We start from the raw sequence: 21,733 nt of genomic DNA, 5'->3' as shown, positions 1-21,733 counted from the left end.
TTCCGCACGTGGCCAGACCCGGCGCCGCCATGGAGCGGGCGGCGCTGAAGATCAACAGGCCGGTATCCGGGCTTGCAAGTCTTGCTGCTTCGCCTTCCCAGTCTCGTGGACCAGTGGCGTGTATGAAGCAGCCGCACTTGCCTACCGTTGCGGAGGCAGCAGGGGCTTGGGGCGCGTGCTGTGTGGTGCGCGCCGACCGCTTTCCCGTTTAACGCCGGACAAGAACTTGTCCGGCGCACCTGTTAAATAAAGATTAGCACAACATGTGACGTTTACGTAAACGTAATTTGTGTTTTGATTATCGGGCGCGCTGGTAACAGTGCACCTGCCGCAGTCTTATCCGGCGGCCCACGCTCGTGATATTCTTGCCATCGCGCCGATCGTGACAGTGACGGTCCACATCCGCATTACTGCCGCAGATGGCGAAACGGCAAACCTACCTGTGGAGAAACCTCATGAAATTGAAGTCATTTGCAGCAATGATTCTCATCGCCGGCGCGGCGTGCGCCCAGGAAGCCGACATCGAAGGCGCCCGCGTGCCGGTAGAGAATTACGTCAAGGCCCATGCCACGGGCGACGCGGCCTACATCCGCAAGGCGTTTCACCCGGATGCCAGGATCTATTCCTACCGCGACGGCAAACTGCAGGCGCTGACGGTCGAGGAGTTTGCCAAGCTATTCTCCGGCAAGCCGGCGGCCGACGAAGCCCGGCGCGTGCGCCGCATCGAGAATGTCGATGTGAGCGGCAGCGCGGGATCGGCCAAGGTATACCTCGACTATCCGAATGTGACCTTCACCGACTACATGGCGCTGCTGAAGGTGGATGGCGAGTGGAAGATCATGAACAAGACGTTTAACGGTGTGCCCAAGCCCAAGAGTTGAGCGGCCTGCCGGGCCTAGGGCTTGGGCGGGAACCAGGAATCCCAGGTCTCCTTGATGGTCGCCTTGATGATGGCGATGGAGTCCGGGTCACCCTTGAGCAGCGCGGAGAAGTAGGCGCGGGCCTGCTTGAGCGACACGTCCGGCGGCAGCGGCGGCACGTTCGGGTCGGTCACCATTTCGAGCACGCAGGGCCGGTCGCTGCGCAGCGCTTCGTCCCAGGCCGGGCCGACGTCTTCCGGCCGCGAGACGCGGATGCCTTTGAGGCCGAGCAGTTCGCCGTACGCCGCGTACGGGAAATCCGGCAGCCCTTGCGAGGGCGCGTAGCGCGGGTCGCCGCCGGTGCCGCGCTGCTCCCAGCTCACCAGGTTCAGGTCGCCGTTATTGAGCACCATCACCACCAGGCGCGGGTCGGCCCACTGGCGCCACAGCCGCGCCACGGTGATCAGCCCATTGATGCCGTTCATCTGCATGGCGCCGTCGCCGGCCAGCGCGATCACGGGCCGCTCGGGCCAGGCGAACTTGGCGGCGATGGCATACGGCACGGCCGGGCCCATGGTGGCCAGGCCGCCGGACAGGCTGGCCATCATGCCGCGCCGCAGCCGCACGTCGCGCGCGTACCAGTTGGCGGATGAGCCGGAGTCGATGGTGAGGATGGCGCCGTCGGGCAGGCGCGGGGACAGTTCCCAGAACACGCGCTGCGGGTTCACGGGGTTGGCTTCGTTCATGGCGCGCGCTTCCAGCACGTGCCACCAGCGCTGCACGTTTTCCTGGATCTGCTGCTGCCAGCCGCGGTCCGTTTTCCGGTGCAGCAGCGGAATCAGCGCGGCCAGCGTGGCCTTGGCGTCGCCCACCAGGTTCAGCTCCATCGGGTAGCGCAGGCTGGTGCGGCGCGCGTCGATGTCGATCTGCACGCCGCGCGCCTGGCCTTCCTTGGGCAGGTACTCGGCATAGGGGAAGGACGATCCCACCATCAGCAAGGTGTCGCAGCCGTTCATCATGTCGTGGCTGGGCTTGGTGCCGAGCAGGCCGATGGAGCCCGTCACGTAGGGCAGGTCGTCCGGCACGGCGGCCTTGCCCAGCAGGGCCTTGGCGATGCCGGCGCCAAGCAGGTCGGCCACGGCCATTAATTCGTCGGTGGCGTGCAGTGCGCCGGCGCCCGCCAGGATGGCGACCTTGCCGCCCGCGTTCAGGATGCCGGCCGCCTGCTGCAGCGCTTCGATGGACGGTTGCATGCTGGCGCTCAGCGCGCCGATGCCGCTGTGCAGGGCGCCGTGTTCGCGCGGCGGCTTGGGCACGGCGGCCAGGTCCTGCACGTCGTTGGGGAAGATGATGCAGGTGACGGTGCGCTGCTCCTTGGCGATGCGCATGGCGCGGTCGATCAGGTGCCGCACCTGCGCCGGGTCGTTCGCCACGTGCACGTATTCGTGCGCCACGTCCTTGAACAGCGACAGCAGGTCCACTTCCTGCTGGTAGTCGCCGCCCATGGCCATGCGGGCCTGCTGGCCGATGATGGCGACCACGGGCTGGTGGTCCATCTTGGCGTCGTACAGGCCGTTGAGCAGGTGGATGGCGCCGGGGCCGGAGGTGGCCAGGCAAACGCCGGTTTCGCCGGTGAACTTGGCGTGCGCGGTCGCCATGAAGGCGGCCATTTCTTCATGGCGGGGCTGGATGAATTCGATCTGTTCCTGCCGACCGAAGGCGCCGACTATGCCGTTGATCCCGTCGCCGGGATAGCCGTACACGCGCCGCACGCCCCATTCGCCCAGGCGCTGCAAGAGAAAATCGCCCACTGTCGCTGACATGGCTGGCCTTCCGCATGGTTTGCAATGTGGCCATGGTAGTGAGGCCGCTATTGCGGTGGCGCACGCTACCCTTCGGAAACTTGGACGCGGATGGCGAGAAGGTAGAAGGCGAACGATGCGATCGCCACGGCCAGCAGCACCAGCAGCAGCAAGGCCGGTACGCCGTAGTGCACCAGGCCTGCCATGGCCAGCGGGCCGGCGGCGCGCGAAACCAGGGCTGGGCCGGCCAGCGCGCCGGAGATGGCGCCATAGTGGCGGCGGCCGAACATGGTCTGCGGGATGGTGCCGCGCACGATGGTGAGGATGCCGTTGCTCATGCCGTACATCATGCAGAACAGGACGGCCGCCCAGGCGTGCACGCCAAACAGCAGCAGCGCGAGCAGGGCGGCGGGCAGGGCGCCGAAGGTGATCTTGCCGATGTTGCGGGGCAGGGCGTTGCGGCCTATGGTCATTTCGCCGATGCGGCCCGCCACCTGCATGGGGCCGACCAGCGCGGCCAGCCAGACCGCCAGCGCGGCGCTGTGGCCGTACTGCTGCAGCAGCGGGATCAGGTGCACCGACAGCGCGGAGAAGATGAAGCTGTTGGCGGAGAAGGCGAAGGCGAGCTTCCAGAAGGCCGGGTGGCGGATGGCTTCCTGCAGCGAGTGGTCGCGCGGGGCCGAGCCGGATGTGGGCGTAGCGGATGGCTGTGGGGATGCCGGCGGGGCTGGCGGCGGGGATGGCGGCGCGGATGGCGCGGCGGCGGCTGGCTGCGGCGCGATGCCGGGTGACGGCGGCAGCCTGGCCGGCAAATCAGCCGGCACCGGCGTGGGCAGGTGCGGCGGCAAATCCTTCCTGGCGGGCAGCAGCAGGTGCAGCGGGAAGCTGAGGAGCAGCTGGGCGGCGGCGTAGACCAGGCAGGTGTCGCGCCAGCCGGCGTGGGCGTCGAGATACTGGGTCAGGGGCCAGGAAACGGTGCTGGCGAAGCCCCCGAACAGGGTCAGCGTGGAGATGGCCTTGCGGCTGTCCATGCCGAACTGGCGGTTGATGGTGGCGAAGGCCGCTTCGTACATGGTCATGGCCATGGCCAGCCCGAGCACGGACCATGCGGCGTAGTAGACCGGCAGGCTGTGCACCTGGCTCAGTAGCGCGAAGCCCGCCGCGCCGAGCACGGAACCGGCGCCCATCACGCCGCGCCCGCCGTGCCGGTCCAGCAAGGAGCCGATGGGCGTGGCGGCCAGCCCGGACACCAGCAGGCTCCACGAGAAGGCGCCCACCACCGATTCGCTGCGCCAGCCCATCTCGCGCTGGATCTCGGGCGCCAGGATGGCGATGGCGTAGTACAGCGAGCCCCAGGACATGATCTGGGTACAGGCGAGGATGGCCAGGGTCTTCCAGCGTGGGGGCATCTCTAGATCTCGATAATGCCGCGCCGGATGGCGATGGTGACGGCGTGCGTGCGGTCGTTGGCGCCCAGCTTGGCCAGCAGGCCGCTCATGTGAGCCTTCACGGTTTCTTCCGCAATGCCCAGTTCCGCCGCCACGCGCCGGTTCGAATTGCCCAGCGCGACCAGGCGCAGCACGTCGATCTCGCGCGCGGTCAGCGCGTCGGCGGCGAAATAGGCTGCCATTTCGGCGGCGATTTCAGGGGGGATGTGCTGCTGCCCCGCGTGCACCTTGCGGATGGTGTCGGTCAGGTCGCTGCGCAGCATGCTTTTCAGCAGATAGCCCGCCGCGCCGGCTTTCAGCGCGCGCAGCACCTGCACGTCGCCCTTGTAGGTGGTGAGCACGATGATGCGCGCCAACGGGTCGTGCGCCCGGATGGCGGTGATGGCGTCGATGCCGTTCATGACCGGCATCTGCAGGTCCATCAGGGTGACGTCCGGCCGGCACAGGCGGTACTGCTCGATGGCTTGCGCGCCGTCGCAGGCCTCGCCAACCAGCGCGACGTCCGGACAATGCCCCAGCACGGCGGCCAGCCCTTCGCGCAGCAGGGGGTGGTCGTCGGCGACGAGGACACGGATGGGGGACGAAATGGTCACGGGAAGCAAGTTTGTTAAAGGCAAACATTTTACACGAGACAGGGGTGTTTCAGCGGCTGTATACCCCAATCGGGGGTAGGGCATTGTGCAGTGCCGCGTTACGCTGTTCTGTATGAATACATTGCTGGAACAGGACACGGACATCGTCGCCTTCGGCCGCCATATGGTGCTGCCGGGACGGGGCGAGCTGCAGTCCGAAGACAAGAACGGGGAAAGCCGCACGATCGTGCTGGGCCCGCGCGCCACGGCGGTGCTGATGGCGCTGATCGCCTCGCGCGGGAATGTGGTGAGCCAGGACGCGCTGCTGGCGCAGGCCTGGCCGGGGCAGGATATTCATGCCAGCAATCTTCGGGTGCAGATTGCTGCACTGCGCAAGGCGCTCGGCGAGGACAGGAACCTGATCGGGACCGTGGCGGGGCGCGGCTACGTCTTTGCCGGGCGGCTCAGCACCACGGCTGCCACGGCGCTGACGGCGCCCGCCGCGGCGCGGCCGTGCACGCGGCAGCTGCCGTTGCCGATGGCGGAACTGATCGGGCGCGAGGCGCAGTTGCGGGATGCGCTGGCGCGGCTGGACGGCTGCCGCCTGCTCACCTTGGCGGGCACTGGCGGCATCGGCAAGACGCAGCTGGCGCTGGCCATCGCGCATCGTGTGGCGCTGGCGCCGGCGGGCAGTGTGGCCTGGGCCGAACTGGCGGAGATCAGGGATGCTGCAGGCGTCGCGGCAGCCGTGGCTTGCGCGCTGGGGCTGGAGTCGGGGGACTCGGGCGGCTCAGGCGCTTTGTGGGAGCCGGCTGGTACAGGAGCCTCGGGCGAACCGAAGGGCTGGGAGTGTTCGGGGGGCTCGGGTGACCCGGGTGACCCGGGTGACTCGGGCGCATCGGCTGGCCGGGGCGATCCTGGCGCCGCCGGCGGGCATACTCCGGCCACGCTGGCGGCGCACATCGGGCAGCAGCAGCTGTTGCTGGTGCTGGACAACTGCGAGCACTTGGCCGACGCGGTGGCGCGGCTGGTGGAGGCGCTGCTGCAGCGCTGTCCGCATTTGCGGCTGCTGCTCACCAGCCGCCAGCCTTTGCTGGCCGCAGGCGAGACGGTGTGGCGCGTGCCGCCGCTGGCGGTGCCGGACGTGGACATGGTCGAGGGCGCGCATTTGCTGCAATATAGTGCGCTGCAGCTGTTCGTGGCCCGCGTGCGCGCGGCGGATAGCGCTTTCGTGCCGACGCCGCGCATGGCGGTGCAGATCGCGGCGATCTGCCGCAGGCTGGAAGGCTTGCCGCTGGCGGTGGAGCTGGCGGCGGCCTGCGTGCCGGCGCTGGGCGTGGAGCAGACTGCTGCGGGGCTGGAGGACATGCTGCGGCTCTTGCGGCGCGGCCGGCGCAACGCGCCGCTGCGGCACCAGTCGATGCGCGCGGCGCTGGACTGGAGCTACGCCTTGCTGGCCGAGCCGATGCGCTGCGCCTTGCAGCACCTGGCGGCGCTGCCGGATGGGTTTACGATAGAGGCGGCGGTGGCGGCGCTGGGCGGGGAGGGATTTTCGCTGTATGAGGCGATTGATGCGCTGGCGGGATTGGTGAGCCATTCGCTGGCGCTGGTGGACCATGGCGGGCCGCGCGCGCGTTACCGGTTGCCGGCCACGACGCGGGCGTATGCGCTGGAGTTGCGGGGCGCTGGCGCGGGTTGAGGCCTGTGCGGCGGGTTACGGCGGCCGCGCCGCCTAACCCGCCCTACGGTCCCACGGCAAGGCCGCACCGCCGCGCCGCAGCACTCGCCCGGGCGCACTGCCCCACCGCCGAACCGCGCCGCGCCGTGCCGGGCCGCCACGCGCCGCGTCACGACGTCGCTACGCCGCCGTGTGGCTACGCGCCGCTGCGGGGGACTCGTAGGGCGGGTTAGCGCCGGAGGCGCGTAACCCGCCGTGAGCCGCCAGCGGCGCTAATACCTGTTCCAGTTATTGCGCCTGTGTTCCGACGCTTCCTTCAGCAAATGCCCGGCGCGCTGCGCGTCCTCGCTTTGCACCGCGAGCGCCAGGTCCTGCAGCGCGGGCGGGTACTCGTGTTCGGCCGCGTTTTCCAGCAGCTGGAATCCCCTGGCCTCGTCGCGCTCCACGCCGACCCCGTAGCGGTAAGCGTTCGACAGCAAAAACATCGCATGCGCATTGCCCAGATCACTGGCCAGCGTCAGCCACCTGGCCGCCACCGCCGCGTCCTTGCGCACGCCGTCGCCGTTGGCGGCCATCTGGCCCAGGGTCAGCGCGGCCCGGGCGTGACCTGCCTCGGCCGCCTGGCGGTACCACGGCCAGGCCTTCCCGGGCTGGCCCGGCTGGCCTTGCTGCCCGGGCGCGCCCCCCTGGCCCGCCGCGCCGGCGAACCCCGCCCGCAGCATCTCCCCCAACTGATACGCCGCTTCGGCATCGCCTGCGCGCGCGGCGTGCTCCAGCAGCTGGCGCGCCGGGCCCTGGCGCTCGGGTTCCTTGCGGTACAGCGTACCGAGTTCCCGCTCCGCCACCGGCAAGCCTTGCCGCGCCCAGCGTTGCAGCTGCTGGCGCGCTTCGGGACTGCCGGTCTGCGCCGCCGCCATGGCGGCCGCTTCGATCTGCGCGGCCGACGGCGCCTGCGCAGATGCAGGGGTATGCGTGCTCCATACCAGCACGGCGCCCGCCACCACGACCGATGCACCCGCAAGCAGATGTGCGCTTTTCATGGCCGGTATCACTTGCTCAGGTCTATGGTGTACTTCGCGAAGCCGCTGGCATCCAGCCCGCCCTCGGCCGTCACGCTGGCCAGACCGCTGGCCTTGGCCTGGGCCAGATGCCCCGGCGCCGAGCGCAGGATCACCGGGCCGGCGGTGGCCACCTTCACGAAGCTCCAGCTGCGCGCGCTGCCGTTGGCCGCCAGGCTGACCTTGCCGGTGCTCTTGCCCAGCGCCTGCAGGTAGTTGCTCACCACGGTCTGGTTCGCATCCGGCGACTTGATGATGGTCTTGCTGCCGTCGATGCCCGGCACCGCGCCGCCGCCGCCGGCGCGGTAGTCGTTGGTGGCCACGATGAAGTCGTCCCCGTCCGCCACCGGCTTGCCCTTGTAGCTCAGGCCCACGATGCGGCTGCCGGCCGGCTTGGTCACGTCGATCTGGTATTTCAGCTCGTTGTTCTCGGCGTAGAACACGTCATAGTTATAGATGGTGCCGTAGCTCGGCACCAGATCCTGCTCGGCGGTCCTGGCCGGGTCGATCTGGCCGAACTGGCGCGCGGCCGTTTCCAGCCAGGCTTTCAGGTCCGAACCCTTGATCTTCACCGCTTGCAGGTTGTTGTTGCTGTACAGGTAAAGGTCGCCCGGATTGCGCACCTGCAGGCCCACCGGCGCCGCCGCGCTGGCGCCAGGCGCCACGTCGGTGAAGTCGGACGGCCCGTTGCGGCCGGCCTTGAACGGCGCGCTGCAGGAGATCACGGGAATGGACTTGTAGCTGGCCAGGGTGGCGTCGGTGCTGGTGGCGATGAAGTTCTTCACGTAGTCGATCTGCGCCTGGTTCACCAGCTGGATGGCGCTCACGTCGCCGGCCAGCGCGAAGTAGGCCGACATCTGGAAGTCCGTGCTCACGCCCAGCGGCTGCTTGGCGTAGGCGATGGTGGCGGCGTGTTCGCCTGCCACCTGCGCGGCGATGGCGGGATCGGCCTTCACGTTGGTGGTGCCGTCGGTGTACTTGAAACCGCGCGATTCCACCGTGGTCTTGCCCGGGACGGCCACCCATTTGCCCCCCTGGTACACCAGCTGCATCTTGATGATGCCCAGCCGGCGGCCCCAGCTCTGCGCCATCACGGTGGGCACGCCGTTTACGAAGCCGTTGGCGCCGTCCACGTTGGCGCTGGCCGGCAGCGCGGCGAAGGACGGGTCCAGCGCGGCGGCGCCGGTCTCTTTCCCTTTCGGGAAGATCAGGTGCGAGTGGCCTATCATCAGCGCGTCGATGTCCATGCCGGGCGCGGTCAGGTGGTAGCTGGCGTTTTCCATTTTCGGGCTGTAGGTGCTGGTATCGAGGCCGCCGTGCGACAGCGCCACCACCAGGTCGGCGCCCTTGGCGCGCAGCTCGGGCACGTATTTGCGCGCCGCCTCCACCGCGCCGGACACGGCCACCTTGCCGGCCAGGTTCTTCTGGTCCCACTCCAGGATCTGCGGCGGCACAAAGCTCATCACGCCGACGTTCAGCTTCACGCTGACCGGCTTGCCGTCCGGCCCGGTGCCGGCGAACTCGCGCGCCAGCAGGGTGTAGGGCGAGAAGATGGGCTTCTCGCTGGCCACGCCGGTGACGTTGGTCAGCACCAGAGGGAAGGCCGGGGCGCCGCAGTTGCCGGCGGGCTTGCTCACGCCGGGAATGCCGAATTCGGTATTGGTGACCTGGCTCAGGTAGGGCAGGCCATAGTTGAATTCGTGGTTGCCCATGCCGCCCGCGTCGAACTTCATGCTGTTCATGGCCTTGTGGATGGCCAGCGTGGCGCTGCACGGCACCGGGCTTGTAACGGCCTGCAGGTCGCCCAGCAGCGTGCCCTGGATGGTGTCGCCGTTGTCGAGCAGGATATTGTTGGGGAACTCGGCGCGCGCGGCCTGCACCAGGGTGGAGGTGCGCTCCACGCCCAGGCTGGCGTCTTCGGCCAGCGAGTAGTAGTTGTAGCTCATGACGTTGGCGTGCAGGTCGGTGGTCTCCAGCAGGGCCAGCGTGACCGTGGTGCCTTCGGCGTACAGGGCCGGCGCAGGGGCGGGCGGGGCGGCGTCGTTGGAGCAGCCGGCCAGGCCGGCGGCGGCCGTGGCGGCGATGGCGGCCATGGCCGCTGCCAGTGTCTTATTATTGGTCATTGCAGTGCTTCCGTCGGTAAATGGGTAACGACGAGACTCTACATTGATTGAATGACAAGCGCGTGACAGTTGACAGCGGCAGTTGACACGGGGCGGCTAGCGCGCGCAAGGCGCCAGCGCGATATGGTGGCGGGTGGCGCTGGCGCGCCAGGCCTGGTCGCAGGGCAGGGCGGCCAGGGCGGCGTTCAGGCGCGCCAGCAGTTCCTTGCGGTGCGGCCCCACGAACAGGCGCCGCGCGAACGGCGGCGCGCCCGGTTCCGGGATGGCGGCAAGCTTGCCGGCGAACTCGGACTCGCTTTCGATGGCGCTGTAGAGCAGGCGGTTCATCTGCGTGAAGTCCACGCGCCCCAGGGCCACCTTGCGCAGGTTCAGGCGCTCGGCGCCGGTGTCCTGGCGCCGCAGGCCGCCGTCGGCCAGCAGCCGCTCCAGGTTCAGGTAGCGGTAGCCGATGATGGCGCCGAAGCGCAGGCCGCGCAAATCGTCCACCGATTCAAGCTGCGGCACGGCCGTGGCGGCAAACACCAGCACGTTGTAGTCGTGGAACACCGGCTCGCTCCACAGGAAGCGCGGCCGGGTGTCGTCGTTGACGAAGGCGGGCGTGAGCAGCAGGCCCACGCCGTCGAAACCGGCCGGATTGCGCATGCCGGCCAGCATCAGCCGCTGGCGCGGCACGTGGCGCAGCCGCAGCCGGTAGGCGCCCTCCAGGTGGGCGTTCAGGCGCGCCACCAGGTCGGCCGCGATGCCGCTGCCATCCGGGTTGAGGAAGGGCGGCGACAGGTAGGTGTTGTAAGCATCCAACTGTTGTTCGGCACACCACCCCGGCCGCACGCCACCCAGCAGGGCGAGCAGCACAGGCAGCAGCGTGAGCGATTTCCGCACGATCGTCCTTTCCATATGGGGCGGTGGGTCCAGTATAGTGCGGCCGTATGGTAATGTCGCAGCTTTGCGGCTGGCGGAATGATATCTAAAACGGTATCGGAAATGGTGAAAAATTGATTGGATTGAATTCGCATGACCCCATAAGATGATTTCCGACATGGCAGCCCCCCGGCCTGCCGACATAATTAAAACAGACGGAGACCTTATGGAACGGACCACCGGCCCGATTGCGGCCAAAAACTATACTTTTATCTTGAAAGCTTCTGTGGGCTCGCTGCTGGCAGCCGGCTTGCTGAGCGGCGCCTCCGTCTGGGCGCAGGAAGCGCCGGCGGGCGACGCGGGACCGGTCGTGACCGTGACCGGCGTGCGCAAGGCCGCACAAAGCGCGCAAACCATCAAGCGCAACGCCGACGAGGTGATTGACTCCATCGTCGCCGAAGAAGCCGGCAAATTCCCGGACAAGAACGTGGCTGAAGTGCTGGGCCGCGTGTCCGGCGTGCAGCTGCGCCGCGAATCCGGGGAAGCCAGCTCCATCATCGTGCGCGGCCTGCCTGGCCTGGTGACCCTGCTGAACGGCCGCGAGATCTACACGGCCCGCGACCGCAGCCTGTTCCTGGCCGACATCCCGACCACCATGCTGCAGCGCGTGGACGTCTACAAGACCCAGAGCGCGGACATGGTGGAAGGCGGCACCGCCGGCGTGATCGACGTGCGCACCTCGCGTCCGTTCGACTTCAAGGGTTTCAGCGCCAACCTGGCCGGCCGCGTGGAAAACCGCAACCGCGCCAACACCAACGACCCGCAAGTGTCGGGCATGGTGTCGAACCGCTGGAAGACCGACTTCGGCGACGTGGGCGCCTTGCTGGGCCTGTCCTATCAGAAGGGCAACTACCACGACGAGATCACCTGGAGCGCGCCGCCGGCCCACCTGGTGCCGGGCGACCCCGCCGCCACCGGTCCGGTCGACCTGGGCCACGTGAACGCGCTGGGCAAGCGCGTGCGCCTGTCGGCCAACTGGGCCCTGCAATGGCGCCCGTCGCGCACGGTGGAACTGTACGCCGAAGGCTGGTCCACCCGCATCGACCACGACATGGAACGCCAGTTCTTCCTGGGCGGCGTGGGCTGGAACCCGGGCTCGACCTACACCTTCTTCCCCGGCACCAAGCAGATTGCCACCGTCTCGTCCAGCAATCCGAACGGCCTGTTCGCACTGAGCTCCAACCAGGCCCCGCAGGATGACTCCGAAAGCCACCAGGGCGCCATCGGCGCGCGCTGGGACGTGACCCCGGACCTGCGCCTGACCACCGAGTTCTCGCGCGTGAACAGCCGCTGGAAGCAGGACATGCCCATCCTGGACCTGAACGCCAGCCCCACCAAGATCGAAGGCAGCACGTACGTGAACGGCGGCGCCTACTTCAACTACCCGGGTTACGACATGACCAACCCGGCCAACTACAAGATGGGCGCCCTGATCGACAACTGGCAGGCTGCGGGCGGCCAGTCGAACGACTGGCGCGCCGACGCCATCTACAACAATGGCGACGAGCGCTTCTTCCGCGAATTCAGCGGCGGCGTGCGCCTGGCCCAGCGCAAGGCCAGCTACCAGCACGAGAGCAACAACTTCCTGCCGGCGCCTGCCGGCCTGCCGTCCCCGGCCGCCATCCCCGGCCTGCTGTGCCCATCCATGCAGCTGGCCAACGACTACGGCATGAACAGCTGGCAAGTTGCCTGCGCCGGCTACCTGCACGGCAACCTGGCCCAGCTGCGCAAGATGTATGGCCGCGACGGCAGGACCGCGCCCGATCCGTACTCGCTGTTCAGCAACGGTGAAGACACCACCGCCTTCTACGGCAAGACCCGCTTCGGCTTCGACGCCTTCGGCGTGCAGTTCGACGGCACCGCCGGCGTGCGCGTGGTGCGCACCGACCTGAGCGTGAACGGTTTCAGCAACATCAACGGCAATCCGGTGGCGGTCAACCGCGACGTGTCCTCGACCGACGTGCTGCCCAACATGACCCTGAAAGCCACGCTGCGCAAGGACCTGGTGGCGCGCTTCACCGCCGGCAAGGCGGTCCAGCGCCCGGCCTTCGGCGACTTCAACCCGGGCGTGTCGCTGGGCACCACGCCGGACGGAGAGGGCATCTACGGCGGCAACGGCGGCAACCCGGACCTCAAGCCGATCACCGGCAAGAACATGGACGCGGCGCTGGAATGGTACTTCGCCCCGACCGGCAGCGTGACGGCCACCGTCTTCAAGCACAAGTTCGAGGACTACATCATCCGCCGCCTGAGCCTGGAGCAGATCGACGGCAAGACCTACCGCATGGACCGTCCGCGCAACGTGAACGACGGCCAGCTGGAAGGCATCGAGCTGGGCTACCGCCAGTTCTACGACTTCCTGCCCGGCTGGCTGAGCGGCTTCGGCCTGGAGGCGAACTACACGTACATGAAGGGCCACCTGATGGAGGACGGCAAGAAGAATCCTTTCCAGGGCATGTCGAAGAACGCCTACAATATCGTCGGCCTGTACGAGCGCGGCCCGTGGTCGGCCCGCGTGGCCTACAACTGGCGCAGCGAGTTTGTTGACACGTACAACTACCGCGCCCTGGGCCTGGACCTGATCGTCAAGCCGATCAAGACCGCCGATGCGTCGCTGTCGTACAAGATCAACGACAACATGGGCGTGACGCTGGACGTGGAAAACCTGCTGGACCGCACGTACAACGACTACCACGGCATCGAGACCAACCCGCGCGACGTGCGCCGCTACGACCGCACCATCGGCCTGTCGCTGCGCTGGAAGATGTAACCCGCGCCGGAAAATTGGCGCAATGGCGCAATGGCGCAGGGCGTAGGGCGGGTCAGGCGCACAGCGCCGCAGCCCGCCAATCCGCCAACCCGCCGCGAGCCGCCGAGGCCCTGTCGCCCCGGCGGCTCTTGTACATTAAAAGTATCGGAGCAACTATGCATACCCAAAAGCTCAGCACGCTGGAAAAAATCGGCTTCGGCGCCGGCGACATGGCGCTGAACGTGGTGATCTCGTCGATGATGCTGATCATCACCTTCTTCTACACCGACATCTACGGCCTGCACACGGCCGACCTGGCCATGCTGTTCCTGGTGGTCAAATTCGTCGGCGCCGCCGCCGACCTGGTGATGGGCCAGATCACCGACCGCTACACCAGCCGCTGGGGGCGCTACCGCCCGTACTTCCTGCTGCTGGCCGTGCCCTACGGCATCAGCGTGTTTTTCGTGTTCTCCACGCCCGACTGGGGCTACGACGCCAAGCTGCTGTGGGCCTACTCCACCTACATCCTGATGACCATCATGACGGCCGGCGTGGGCATTCCCTACATCTCCCTGCCCAGCAGCCTGACCAGCGACCCGCAGGAGCGCCTGTCGGCCAATGGCTACCGCCTGTTCTTCGCCAAGATCGCCGGCTTCCTGGTCACCATCGTGGTGCCGGTGCTGGCCGAGCGCTGGGGCAGCGGCAACCCGGCCGTGGGCTACCAGGCCGCCATGGCCGTGATGGCCGCCATGGGCGTGGCCCTGTTCCTGTTCTGCTTCTTTACCACCACCGAGCGCGTGACCCACGTGGTCGAGCGCCAGTCGCTGTGGCTGCAAATGAAGCTGCTGCTGCGCAACGACCAGTGGCTGATCTTGTGCGGCGCCTGTGTTACCGGTACCATCGGCTACGTGCTGCGCGGCTCGGTGGCCATCTACTACGCCAAGTACTACCTGGGCGGCAGCACGGCCGTGGTGTCCACCTTCATGTCCATCGGCGTGGGCGCGGCCATCCTGTCCATGATCGCCTCCACCTGGATCACCAAGTTCTACTGCAAGGTCAAGCTGTTCCGCAACACCCAGATCGGCGTGGCCGTGATCAGTGTGCTGATCTACGCGCTGGTGAAACCGGGCGACATCATGCTGGCCTTCGTGCTGTACTTCCTGCTGTCCTTCGTGGTGGACCTGCATGCGCCGGTGTTCTGGTCGGCCATTGCCGAGACCATCGACTACGGCCAGGTGAAGACCGGCAAGCGCGTGTCCGGCTTCGCCTTCGGCGGCATTTCCGTGTGCCAGAAGGCGGGCATGGGCATCGCCGGCGTGCTGGTGGGCGTGCTGCTGACTTACTTTAACTACCAGCCGAACCAGGAGCAGACGCCGTTTGCGCTCACTGGCATCGCGCTGATGCTGTCGATTATTCCCGGCTTCTTCCACTTCCTGATGGGCCTGCTGATGTTCAAATACCGCATCAGCGATACCTACTACACTGGAGTGAAGGCCGAGATGAAATCGCAAGGCTATGTTGCAGGCTGACTTTTGAAATTGGAGAACCACGTGGCGGAAACCCTCAAGCCCCTGATCGAGCAACGCGCCGATCCCTACATCTACAAGCACACCGACGGCTATTACTACTTCACCGCCTCGGTGCCCCAGTACGACCGCATTGAGCTGCGCCGCGCGCGCACCATCGCCGGCCTGGCCGAGGCTGAGAAGGTGGACGTCTGGTTCAAGCCGGACAGCGGCGCCTGGAGCGAGCTGGTCTGGGCGCCCGAGCTGCATTACAACCAGGGCGCGTGGTACGTCTACTTCGCCGCCGCGCCCAGCCGCGAGATCAAGCACAAGCTGTTCCAGCACCGCATGTACGCCATCCGCAACCAGAACGCCAACCCGCTCGAAGGCGAGTGGGAGTTCATGGGCCAGATCGACACCGGCATCGACACCTTCTGCCTGGACGCCACCACCTTTACGCACAAGGGCCAGCTGTACTACCTGTGGGCGCAGAAGGACGTGGCCATCGAAGGCAATTCCAACCTCTACATCGCGCCCATGAAAACGCCGTGGCAGCTGGGCGGCCCGCCGGTGATGCTGAGCAAGCCGGAGTTCGACTGGGAGATCCGCGGCTTCTGGGTCAACGAAGGCCCGTCCGTTCTCAAGCGCAACGGCAAGATTTTCATCAGCTATTCGGCCAGCGCCACCGACGAGAACTACGCCATGGGCCTGCTGTGGGCCGACGAGAACGCCGACCTGCTGGACCCGGCCTCGTGGACCAAGTCGGCGCAGCCGGTGCTGCGCACCTGCTACGACGGCAAGATCTATGGCCCCGGCCACAACAGCTTCACCTACGGCGACGACGAGGACGTGCTGCTGGTCTACCACGCGCGTACCTACACGGAAATCGTGGGCGATCCGCTGTGGAACCCGGACCGCCATACCTTTGTCAAAGCCCTGCGCTGGGACCAGCAGGGCATGCCGCTGTTCGGAAAAGCATCGGAGGCGTGATGGAACTGCGTATCACTGAAGCGCCATTCGGCGCCACCACGGACGGCGTAGCGGTGAACCTCTACACGCTGACCAACCGCAGCGGCATGCTGGTGAAGATCACCAACTACGGCGGCATCATCACCGAGTTGCACATGCCGGACCGCGACGGCCGCCTGGCCGACGTGACGCACGGCTTCGACAGCGTGGCGCCGTACTGCGGCGACGTGCCGTACTTCGGCGCCCTGATCGGCCGCTACGGCAACCGCATCAAGCACGGCCGCTTCGAGCTGGACGGCCGCACCGTGCAGCTGGACGTGAACGACGGCGACAACCACCTGCACGGCGGCGCGCAGGGTTTCCACAAGCAAGTGTGGCAGGCCACGCCTTTCGTGGCCCCGGATTCGGTGGGCCTGACCCTGGTCTACCTGAGCCGCGACGGCGAGCAGGGCTACCCCGGCAACCTGCGCGTGGAAGTGGTGTACGAGCTCAACAACGACAGCGAACTGCGCGTGCGCTACACCGCCGTGACCGACCAGGCCACGCCGGTCAACCTCACGCAGCACGCTTATTTCAACCTGGCCGGGCAGGGCGACATCCTGGGCCACGAGCTCACCATCCAGGCCGACCGCTACACGCCGATCGACGGCAAATCCATCCCGCTGGGCGAGCTGGCGCCGGTGGCCGGCACGCCGTTCGACTTCCGCGCAGGCCAGGCCATCGGCTCGCGGATCGACGAGGCCGACACGCAGCTGGCCAACGGCAAAGGCTACGACCACAACTGGGTGCTCAACAACCAGAGCGGCGAGCTGGGCCTGGCGGCCACGCTGCGCGACCCAAAGTCCGGCCGCGTGCTGGAACTGTTCACGCGCGAACCGGGATTGCAGTTCTACAGCGGCAACTTCCTGGACGGCACGCTGAAAGGCAAGGGCCGCAGCTACGAATACCGCAGCGGCCTGTGCCTCGAACCCCAGCACCATCCGGACTCGCCCAACCACCCGGAGTGGCCGGGCACCATCCTGCGGCCCGGCGAGACCTATTTCACCGAGTCGCTGTACCGCTTCAGCGCGGGCTGAGCGGGCAATGGCGGATTACGCGGGGCGTGCGCCCCGCTAATCCGCCCTACGCACAGCCGCAGCGCATGCACGCAACAGCCGCATCGCGTGATGCCGCGCTACGCGTGGACGCAACATCCCCAACCGCCGCCTTCACGCTTCCGTAGGGCGGGTTAGGCGCAAAGCGCCGTAACCCGCCGCCGCTACCGCCGCCGTCCCCGCTAGCGCAGCTTATCCAGCACCTCATTAACAGCCTTCACCACCGCCAGCGGCTTATCCGCCTGGATAATATGTCCGGCACCCGGCACCACGCGTTCGCTGCCATGCTTCGACAGCGCCGCCACCTCCTTGTGCATCTTGCGGTTCTCATTCTCAAACGCCTTGTTCAAGGCGCTCTGCGGCTTGCCCGGCACGGCGAACGGGCTCACGCCGCGCGTCAGCACCAGCACCGGCATATTGCCGAAGCTGCGCCGCGCCGCGCGCAACTGATCCTCGGACTTGTCCAGATTGAAGTCCTCCGAGGTGGCCGCGCGCCAGTGCCTGGCGGTCGACACCACGCCCAGGTAGGCTTGCGCCAGCTCCGGCCCAAAACCATTGGGCAGTTGGCCGATGCAATGCTTCAGCTCATCGCTGCCCGGCTGGAAGCCTTGCTCGGCCTTCTCCGCACACGCCTTCTCCTCCGCGTTCTGCTGCGCGTAGACCTCCTTCAGTTTGCCCTGCACCACCTTGTCCAGGCGCGCGGTCTCGTCCTCATGATGCGGCTCCACCAGCACCAGGCCCTTCACTTCATCCGGATAGCGGTAGGCATACAGCTGCGCGTTGGCGCCGCCATAGGAATTGCCGACCAGCACGTACGGCGGCGCGATGCCGGCCTTGCCCAGCAGGGCGTGCAGATCCTCCACCGCATTGCCGGAGATGCCTTCGCGCGGCGAGGGATCGCTGAAGCCCAGGCCGGCGCGGTCGTACACGCAGGCGCGGGTGCGCTTGGCGATGTGCGGCTGCACACCGGTCCAGCTCCAGCCGGCATCGGTGGTCGGCGAGTCGAACACCACGGTGACCGGCCCGCTGCCGCTGCAATGCAGGTTCAGCTTGCGGCCGCCGATGTCGATGAGTTGCTGGGGCTTGGAGAAGGCGGCCTGATGCGCGAAGGAGGGGGCCGCGAAGACGGGATGTGCCGCGCAGGCGGCGAGGAGGACGGCGAGTTTTTTGACGTTCATGTCTTTTCGGGCATGTTGGTGAAAAACTAATTTTGGCACACAACCTTTACTGCTGGTGAAAAATCTGACGGGTCGCGCTGGCGGGGCCTAGCGGCGTTCGGCCGCTCCGGAAACGATGTCCAGCAAGTTCACCGTCGCGCCCTTGCAGTCCCTGAGCGTGATTCCGGGCGCCTTGCCGGGCGCGGGCTTGGCGGACAGGAAACGGACTTGCGGGTCTTGGGCGTCGTACCACAGCTTGAGGAAGGTTGACGTCTCCATGCAGTAGCCAAAGCGCGTGGTCCCGTGCCTGGCCAGCAGCAGAACTTTTCCGTTTTTGTCGAATACGATGGCGGCCGTGGCCGGCCAGCCCTGATTGGACAAGCCGACAAAGGCTTGATTGTCCGGCGCGGGATAAAAGTTATCGAAGCCCGCATCGTTCAGTTCAAGTACCAGCTTGCCCTTGTTGTAGACCCGCAGTTTGAATTCGGGCGACGTGGGGTCTTTCATGGAATTGTAGGACTGCTTGATGCTGACGTCGCCGAACGCAAAAGTGCTCTCGGATTGCGTCCGCGCTGTCGGCGGCGTATCGGCCGGGGCGAGCGCCGGCAAGGCCGCGCCGGCCGCCGCCAGCGCGCAGCGGGAGGCACAGTGCTTGGTCAGGGATGTCAGCTGCACGTTCAGGGTCCGGAATGTTGTTGAGGAGCTAATTCTGGCACAACACAATGCGGTATTGCGAAATTCTTCATGAGGCAAGTGGAACCGCCGGTCCCTATCAGTCCGGCTACGGTTCCGGTATCATTCGGCATGAACAAGATTTCTTCCCATCCCTTTGTAATTGGCGTCGCGGGCGGAAGCGGCAGTGGCAAGTCTACGGTTTCCCAGCAGGTACTCGCTTCGTTTGGCGCCGACATGGTCTCGGTCGTGATGCAGGACGACTACTACCGCGACCAAACCCATCTCACCCCCGAAGTCCGCCGCAAGCAGAATTACGACCATCCGCAGGCATTCGACTGGCCATTGCTGGTGCAGCACGTCCAGGCCTTGCGCAATGGCGAATCGATCGAGATGCCGGAGTACGACTTCACGATCGACAACCGCTCCAACCGCACCATTCCGGTCAAGCCGGCCCCGGTCATCGTGATCGAAGGCCTGTTCGCCTTGTATGACGCCGACTTGCGCAAAATGATGTCGCTGAAGATTTTTGTCGATACCGCCTCCGACGTCCGCTTCATCCGCCGCATGCAACGCGATATCACGGAGCGCGGCCGCTCGGTGGAAAGCGTGGTCGGCCAGTATCTGGAAACGGTGCGTCCGATGCACCAGCAATTCATCGAGCCGACCAAGCGGCATGCCGACGTGATCATTCCGCATGGCGCGAACGGGCCGGCAGTCGATGTGATCACCACCAAGGTGGCAAGCATTATCGGCCAGCTGACGCGGCCCTGAGCCAAACGTTGTGAAGTTGTTCATGCGGGAGGGTACATGCGTATCTCTGCAACGGTGGACAGTTCGGCGGTAGGGCACTCGGTGTCGGTGGCAACGGGCGGCAGCGCGCAAGCGTTGTCCATTCCAGCCAAACCGTCCGGGCAGGGCTCGGCCGTGAATGGCGGCGAATTCCTGATGCTGGCGCTGGCCACCTGTTACTGCAATGACCTGTACCGCGAAGCGCAGCGCCTGGGCATCGCCATCGACGGCGCGCACGTACAAGCCAGCGCCGAATTCGCCGGCGTGGGCCTGGCGGCCAGCGACATCCGCTACACAGCCGCCATCCGCTCGGCTGCCTCCGCAGAAGACATCGCCAGGCTGCTGCGCGAAACCGACGCTGTGGCCGAGGTCCACAACACTATCCGCACTGGCGTCCCGGTCATCCGGATATGATTCAATGCCCGGATGCAATAAACGTGACTTTGCACGCATAGGGCGCGTCTCGATTCTTCGATTTACGACTACCTGCTGATGGCGCGCGACAGCACCGGATTCAGCATGGCGGTAGCCGCGTTCGCAGAACGATCGCTTGAAGATCGCGCTGCCGCCGCTAGCGGTCTGCGGGATGGTTCACGCCGTCGTTGGTTGGGACTTCGCCCAGGTCGAACGGGTTCACGCCGTCCAGGCAGCCGACGTTGTAGCCGTATTGATCCGGATTGGAGCGGCGCTGGTGGTGGGTGTAGATGCCGCACACGGAGCAGAAATAGTGCCGCGCCGTGCAGGTGTTGAACTGGTACAGCTTGAGCACGTCCTGCCCGCGCACGACGCGCAAGCCGGACAGCGGCACCGAGGCCACGATGGCGCCCTTGCGCCGGCAGATGGAGCAGTCGCAGCGGCGCGGATCCACCACGCCGTCCGGTAGCGACAGCTCCAGTTCCACTGCGCCGCAGTGGCAGTGCGCCAGGTGTACTGGCTTGATGTCGGTCGGGCCGACGCGTTTGGTTTTCATGGCAGTACCCTCCCTGTGCGCCCGCGCCATCCCGCCAGCACGGCCGCGCCGGCGGCGCCGGCCAGCATCAGCAGCGCGGCGATCATCTCGGCCTGGGTGGCGCGGATGGCGCCGAAGTCCAGCACGGGATTGATGCGGATTTGTTCGATCAGCAGCCGCTCGGCGCCCGCCAGCAGCATGTACACGGAAAACAGCCAGCCCGCCGCATGGCCGCGCTTGCGCAGCGCCCACAGCACCGCGAAGCAGGCGAACGCCATCAAGGCTTCGTACATCGGCGTGGGATAGACGCCCGGCGCGGCGATCACGGCGCCGACCACGTTGTTGTCGTAGGTTTGCGCCCAGGTCCACAGCGGCAGCCAGTCCGGCTTGAGTGCCAGATTGGCGGCGCGGCCCCAGTCGCCGTCGCCGGACACCTGGCAGCCGATGCGGCCGATGGCGTAGCCCAGCATCATGGCCGGGGCGGCCGCGTCCAGCGTGGGCAGCAGCGGCAGCTTGTGCCGGCGCACGAAAAGCACGCCGGCCAGGGTGCCCAGTATCAGCCCGCCGAAGATGCTCAGGCCCGAGGTGGAAAAGATCATCGCTTGCGGCGCGGCGCGGAATTCGTCCAGGTTCTCCAGGATGTGGAACAGGCGCGCGCCCGCGATGCCGGCCGCCATGACGATCAGTGTCAGGTTGGGCACGATCTCGTGCGGCGCGATGCCGGACGCGGTGGCCAGCTTGCCGGCCGCGTGCAGGCGTCTGAGTTCCAGCGTGAGCAGATGGGAGCCGGCCAGCATGGCGGTGGCCACGAACAGGCCGAACATCGGCAGCGGCAAGGGCAGGGCCAGGCCGGTCAGGGCGTGCACCACGTCGCTCAGGTAGGGATAGGCCATGCTCATGCCCTGAACAGGTGGGCGGCCAGCAGCGCGGCCATGGACAGCACCAGCGCGATAGCCATGTAGGCGCTGTTCATCATGAACCTGCCTTCCCAGCTGCCTTCGCGCTTCAGGCGTGAATAATAAGACCAGCCGCTGCCCGGCACGTAGGCATTGTTCCGGCGGTGGCGGTAGTCGATGATCTGGCAGGGGATGCCGACCGCCACCACGAATATCACCATAATGACCTTCAAAATCAGCATTGCAGTGCCTTGAATGCGTCGCGGGCACGCTGGTGCAGCGCAAGCATGGCCTCCGCCTGGCTTGTGTCGAAGCGCGCTTCCCGGCGCTGCAGGCTGTCGAATACAAGGTCCATTGCCGCGACGTCGGCCAGCAGGGCCGCCCATTCGGCGCTGCCCGTGCCGGTGCCCGATGCTCTGCAGGCGTCGATTTCAAATTTCAGCCGGTTGTGGGCGAAAATGAGCTTGCCAACGGTTTCGTAGTCCATGTTC

General features: G+C 66.5%; 20 protein-coding genes and 1 riboswitch. Of the genes, 8 read left to right on the top strand and 12 right to left on the bottom strand.

Features of this window, described 5'->3' with window-relative positions; translation table 11 throughout:
* Nucleotides 1-39: 39 nt before the first annotated feature.
* A riboswitch (cobalamin riboswitch) is annotated at nucleotides 40-258 on the bottom strand.
* 221 nt (nucleotides 259-479) lie between these two features.
* A complete protein-coding gene (locus ASC94_RS14355) occupies nucleotides 480-881 on the top strand; it encodes a nuclear transport factor 2 family protein (protein ID WP_056395857.1) in 402 nt (133 codons plus the stop codon).
* A gap of 14 nt (nucleotides 882-895) precedes the next feature.
* On the opposite strand, the gene ASC94_RS14350 is transcribed toward ASC94_RS14355, so the two are convergent.
* From ASC94_RS14350 to ASC94_RS14340, 3 genes are all read right to left on the bottom strand, one after another.
* Nucleotides 896-2,683 carry a thiamine pyrophosphate-requiring protein gene (locus tag ASC94_RS14350; RefSeq protein WP_056395854.1) on the bottom strand — a complete coding sequence of 596 codons (1,788 nt, stop codon included), beginning with the start codon at nucleotides 2,681-2,683 and terminating at the stop codon, nucleotides 896-898.
* Nucleotides 2,684-2,748: 65 nt separating this feature from the next.
* Entirely contained in the window at nucleotides 2,749-4,071 is a 1,323-nt protein-coding gene (locus ASC94_RS14345) for an MFS transporter (protein ID WP_056395852.1), read from the bottom strand.
* Nucleotides 4,072-4,073: 2 nt separating this feature from the next.
* Nucleotides 4,074-4,703 (bottom strand): response regulator transcription factor, encoded by a 630-nt coding sequence (locus tag ASC94_RS14340; protein WP_056395849.1) that lies wholly within the window; start codon nucleotides 4,701-4,703, stop codon nucleotides 4,074-4,076.
* Nucleotides 4,704-4,815: 112 nt separating this feature from the next.
* Here ASC94_RS14340 and ASC94_RS14335 point away from each other — a divergent pair, with 112 nt between their 5' ends.
* Entirely contained in the window at nucleotides 4,816-6,381 is a 1,566-nt protein-coding gene (locus ASC94_RS14335) for a winged helix-turn-helix domain-containing protein (protein WP_082616521.1), read from the top strand.
* A 251-nt stretch (nucleotides 6,382-6,632) separates the two neighbouring features.
* On the opposite strand, the gene ASC94_RS14330 is transcribed toward ASC94_RS14335, so the two are convergent.
* The 3 genes from ASC94_RS14330 to ASC94_RS14320 form a co-directional block, all read right to left on the bottom strand.
* The gene (locus ASC94_RS14330; protein WP_082616520.1) at nucleotides 6,633-7,400 is read right to left on the bottom strand and encodes a tetratricopeptide repeat protein; all 768 of its coding nucleotides are present in this window, start codon (nucleotides 7,398-7,400) and stop codon (nucleotides 6,633-6,635) included.
* 8 nt (nucleotides 7,401-7,408) lie between these two features.
* Entirely contained in the window at nucleotides 7,409-9,541 is a 2,133-nt protein-coding gene (locus ASC94_RS14325; protein ID WP_056395839.1) for a bifunctional 2',3'-cyclic-nucleotide 2'-phosphodiesterase/3'-nucleotidase, read from the bottom strand.
* Between the two features lie 96 nt (nucleotides 9,542-9,637).
* Nucleotides 9,638-10,420, bottom strand: coding sequence for an ABC transporter substrate-binding protein (locus tag ASC94_RS14320; protein ID WP_056395836.1), 783 nt, complete (start codon nucleotides 10,418-10,420; stop codon nucleotides 9,638-9,640).
* Nucleotides 10,421-10,625: 205 nt separating this feature from the next.
* Between ASC94_RS14320 and ASC94_RS14315 the strand changes: the two genes are divergently transcribed.
* The 4 genes from ASC94_RS14315 to ASC94_RS14300 all read left to right on the top strand — a co-directional run bounded on the left by ASC94_RS14315 (nucleotide 10,626) and on the right by ASC94_RS14300 (nucleotide 16,758).
* Complete coding sequence (locus ASC94_RS14315) at nucleotides 10,626-13,229, top strand: TonB-dependent receptor (protein WP_056395833.1); 2,604 nt, start codon at nucleotides 10,626-10,628, stop codon at nucleotides 13,227-13,229.
* 155 nt (nucleotides 13,230-13,384) lie between these two features.
* Nucleotides 13,385-14,737, top strand: a complete 1,353-nt coding sequence (locus ASC94_RS14310) for an MFS transporter (RefSeq protein WP_056395830.1) — start codon at nucleotides 13,385-13,387, stop codon at nucleotides 14,735-14,737.
* A 21-nt stretch (nucleotides 14,738-14,758) separates the two neighbouring features.
* The gene (locus ASC94_RS14305) at nucleotides 14,759-15,703 is read left to right on the top strand and encodes a glycoside hydrolase family 43 protein (protein WP_056397889.1); all 945 of its coding nucleotides are present in this window, start codon (nucleotides 14,759-14,761) and stop codon (nucleotides 15,701-15,703) included.
* Nucleotides 15,703-16,758, top strand: coding sequence for an aldose epimerase family protein (locus ASC94_RS14300; protein WP_056395827.1), 1,056 nt, complete (start codon nucleotides 15,703-15,705; stop codon nucleotides 16,756-16,758). The genes ASC94_RS14305 and ASC94_RS14300 overlap by 1 nt, the downstream gene beginning before the upstream one ends.
* A 200-nt stretch (nucleotides 16,759-16,958) precedes the next feature.
* Here ASC94_RS14300 and ASC94_RS14295 read toward each other — a convergent pair whose 3' ends face one another.
* Both ASC94_RS14295 and ASC94_RS14290 read right to left on the bottom strand, forming a co-directional pair.
* Nucleotides 16,959-17,954 carry an alpha/beta fold hydrolase gene (locus tag ASC94_RS14295; RefSeq protein WP_056395823.1) on the bottom strand — a complete coding sequence of 332 codons (996 nt, stop codon included), beginning with the start codon at nucleotides 17,952-17,954 and terminating at the stop codon, nucleotides 16,959-16,961.
* 87 nt (nucleotides 17,955-18,041) lie between these two features.
* Nucleotides 18,042-18,686, bottom strand: coding sequence for a hypothetical protein (locus ASC94_RS14290; RefSeq protein WP_157201450.1), 645 nt, complete (start codon nucleotides 18,684-18,686; stop codon nucleotides 18,042-18,044).
* A gap of 51 nt (nucleotides 18,687-18,737) precedes the next feature.
* Between ASC94_RS14290 and udk the strand changes: the two genes are divergently transcribed.
* Entirely contained in the window at nucleotides 18,738-19,379 is a 642-nt protein-coding gene (udk, locus tag ASC94_RS14285) for a uridine kinase (protein WP_056395819.1), read from the top strand.
* A 36-nt stretch (nucleotides 19,380-19,415) separates the two neighbouring features.
* A complete protein-coding gene (locus tag ASC94_RS14280) occupies nucleotides 19,416-19,811 on the top strand; it encodes an OsmC family protein (protein ID WP_056395816.1) in 396 nt (131 codons plus the stop codon).
* 157 nt (nucleotides 19,812-19,968) lie between these two features.
* Here ASC94_RS14280 and ASC94_RS14275 read toward each other — a convergent pair whose 3' ends face one another.
* The 4 genes from ASC94_RS14275 to ASC94_RS14260 are packed head-to-tail and all read right to left on the bottom strand — an operon-like array spanning nucleotide 19,969 to nucleotide 21,729.
* Complete coding sequence (locus tag ASC94_RS14275) at nucleotides 19,969-20,367, bottom strand: GFA family protein (RefSeq protein ID WP_056395813.1); 399 nt, start codon at nucleotides 20,365-20,367, stop codon at nucleotides 19,969-19,971.
* On the bottom strand, nucleotides 20,364-21,239 hold the full coding sequence (locus ASC94_RS14270) for a prolipoprotein diacylglyceryl transferase (protein ID WP_056395810.1): 876 nt from the start codon (nucleotides 21,237-21,239) through the stop codon (nucleotides 20,364-20,366). Before ASC94_RS14270 ends, ASC94_RS14275 begins: the two co-directional genes overlap by 4 nt.
* 2 nt (nucleotides 21,240-21,241) lie before the next feature.
* Nucleotides 21,242-21,484 (bottom strand): hypothetical protein, encoded by a 243-nt coding sequence (locus tag ASC94_RS14265; protein WP_056395806.1) that lies wholly within the window; start codon nucleotides 21,482-21,484, stop codon nucleotides 21,242-21,244.
* Nucleotides 21,478-21,729 carry a hypothetical protein gene (locus tag ASC94_RS14260; RefSeq protein ID WP_157201449.1) on the bottom strand — a complete coding sequence of 84 codons (252 nt, stop codon included), beginning with the start codon at nucleotides 21,727-21,729 and terminating at the stop codon, nucleotides 21,478-21,480. The genes ASC94_RS14265 and ASC94_RS14260 overlap by 7 nt, the downstream gene beginning before the upstream one ends.
* Nucleotides 21,730-21,733: the final 4 nt, after the last annotated feature.

The organism is Massilia sp. Root418 (genome assembly GCF_001425265.1).
GTDB lineage: Bacteria > Pseudomonadota > Gammaproteobacteria > Burkholderiales > Burkholderiaceae_D > Rugamonas.
The sequence above is the reverse complement of the archived record's forward strand: the minus strand, read 5'-3'. Positions and strand labels throughout refer to the sequence as shown.

Coding starts and splice junctions, on each gene's coding strand:
- ASC94_RS14355 (WP_056395857.1), top strand. CDS start 480: ATGATTCTCATCGCCGGCGCGGCGTGCGCCCAGGAAGCCGACATCGAA.
- ASC94_RS14350 (WP_056395854.1), bottom strand. CDS start 2,683: ATGTCAGCGACAGTGGGCGATTTTCTCTTGCAGCGCCTGGGCGAATGG.
- ASC94_RS14345 (WP_056395852.1), bottom strand. CDS start 4,071: ATGCCCCCACGCTGGAAGACCCTGGCCATCCTCGCCTGTACCCAGATC.
- ASC94_RS14335 (WP_082616521.1), top strand. CDS start 4,816: ATGAATACATTGCTGGAACAGGACACGGACATCGTCGCCTTCGGCCGC.
- ASC94_RS14330 (WP_082616520.1), bottom strand. CDS start 7,400: ATGAAAAGCGCACATCTGCTTGCGGGTGCATCGGTCGTGGTGGCGGGC.
- ASC94_RS14325 (WP_056395839.1), bottom strand. CDS start 9,541: ATGACCAATAATAAGACACTGGCAGCGGCCATGGCCGCCATCGCCGCC.
- ASC94_RS14315 (WP_056395833.1), top strand. CDS start 10,626: ATGGAACGGACCACCGGCCCGATTGCGGCCAAAAACTATACTTTTATC.
- ASC94_RS14310 (WP_056395830.1), top strand. CDS start 13,385: ATGCATACCCAAAAGCTCAGCACGCTGGAAAAAATCGGCTTCGGCGCC.
- ASC94_RS14300 (WP_056395827.1), top strand. CDS start 15,703: ATGGAACTGCGTATCACTGAAGCGCCATTCGGCGCCACCACGGACGGC.
- ASC94_RS14295 (WP_056395823.1), bottom strand. CDS start 17,954: ATGAACGTCAAAAAACTCGCCGTCCTCCTCGCCGCCTGCGCGGCACAT.
- udk (WP_056395819.1), top strand. CDS start 18,738: ATGAACAAGATTTCTTCCCATCCCTTTGTAATTGGCGTCGCGGGCGGA.
- ASC94_RS14280 (WP_056395816.1), top strand. CDS start 19,416: ATGCGTATCTCTGCAACGGTGGACAGTTCGGCGGTAGGGCACTCGGTG.
- ASC94_RS14275 (WP_056395813.1), bottom strand. CDS start 20,367: ATGAAAACCAAACGCGTCGGCCCGACCGACATCAAGCCAGTACACCTG.
- ASC94_RS14270 (WP_056395810.1), bottom strand. CDS start 21,239: ATGGCCTATCCCTACCTGAGCGACGTGGTGCACGCCCTGACCGGCCTG.
- ASC94_RS14265 (WP_056395806.1), bottom strand. CDS start 21,484: ATGCTGATTTTGAAGGTCATTATGGTGATATTCGTGGTGGCGGTCGGC.
- ASC94_RS14260 (WP_157201449.1), bottom strand. CDS start 21,729: ATGGACTACGAAACCGTTGGCAAGCTCATTTTCGCCCACAACCGGCTG.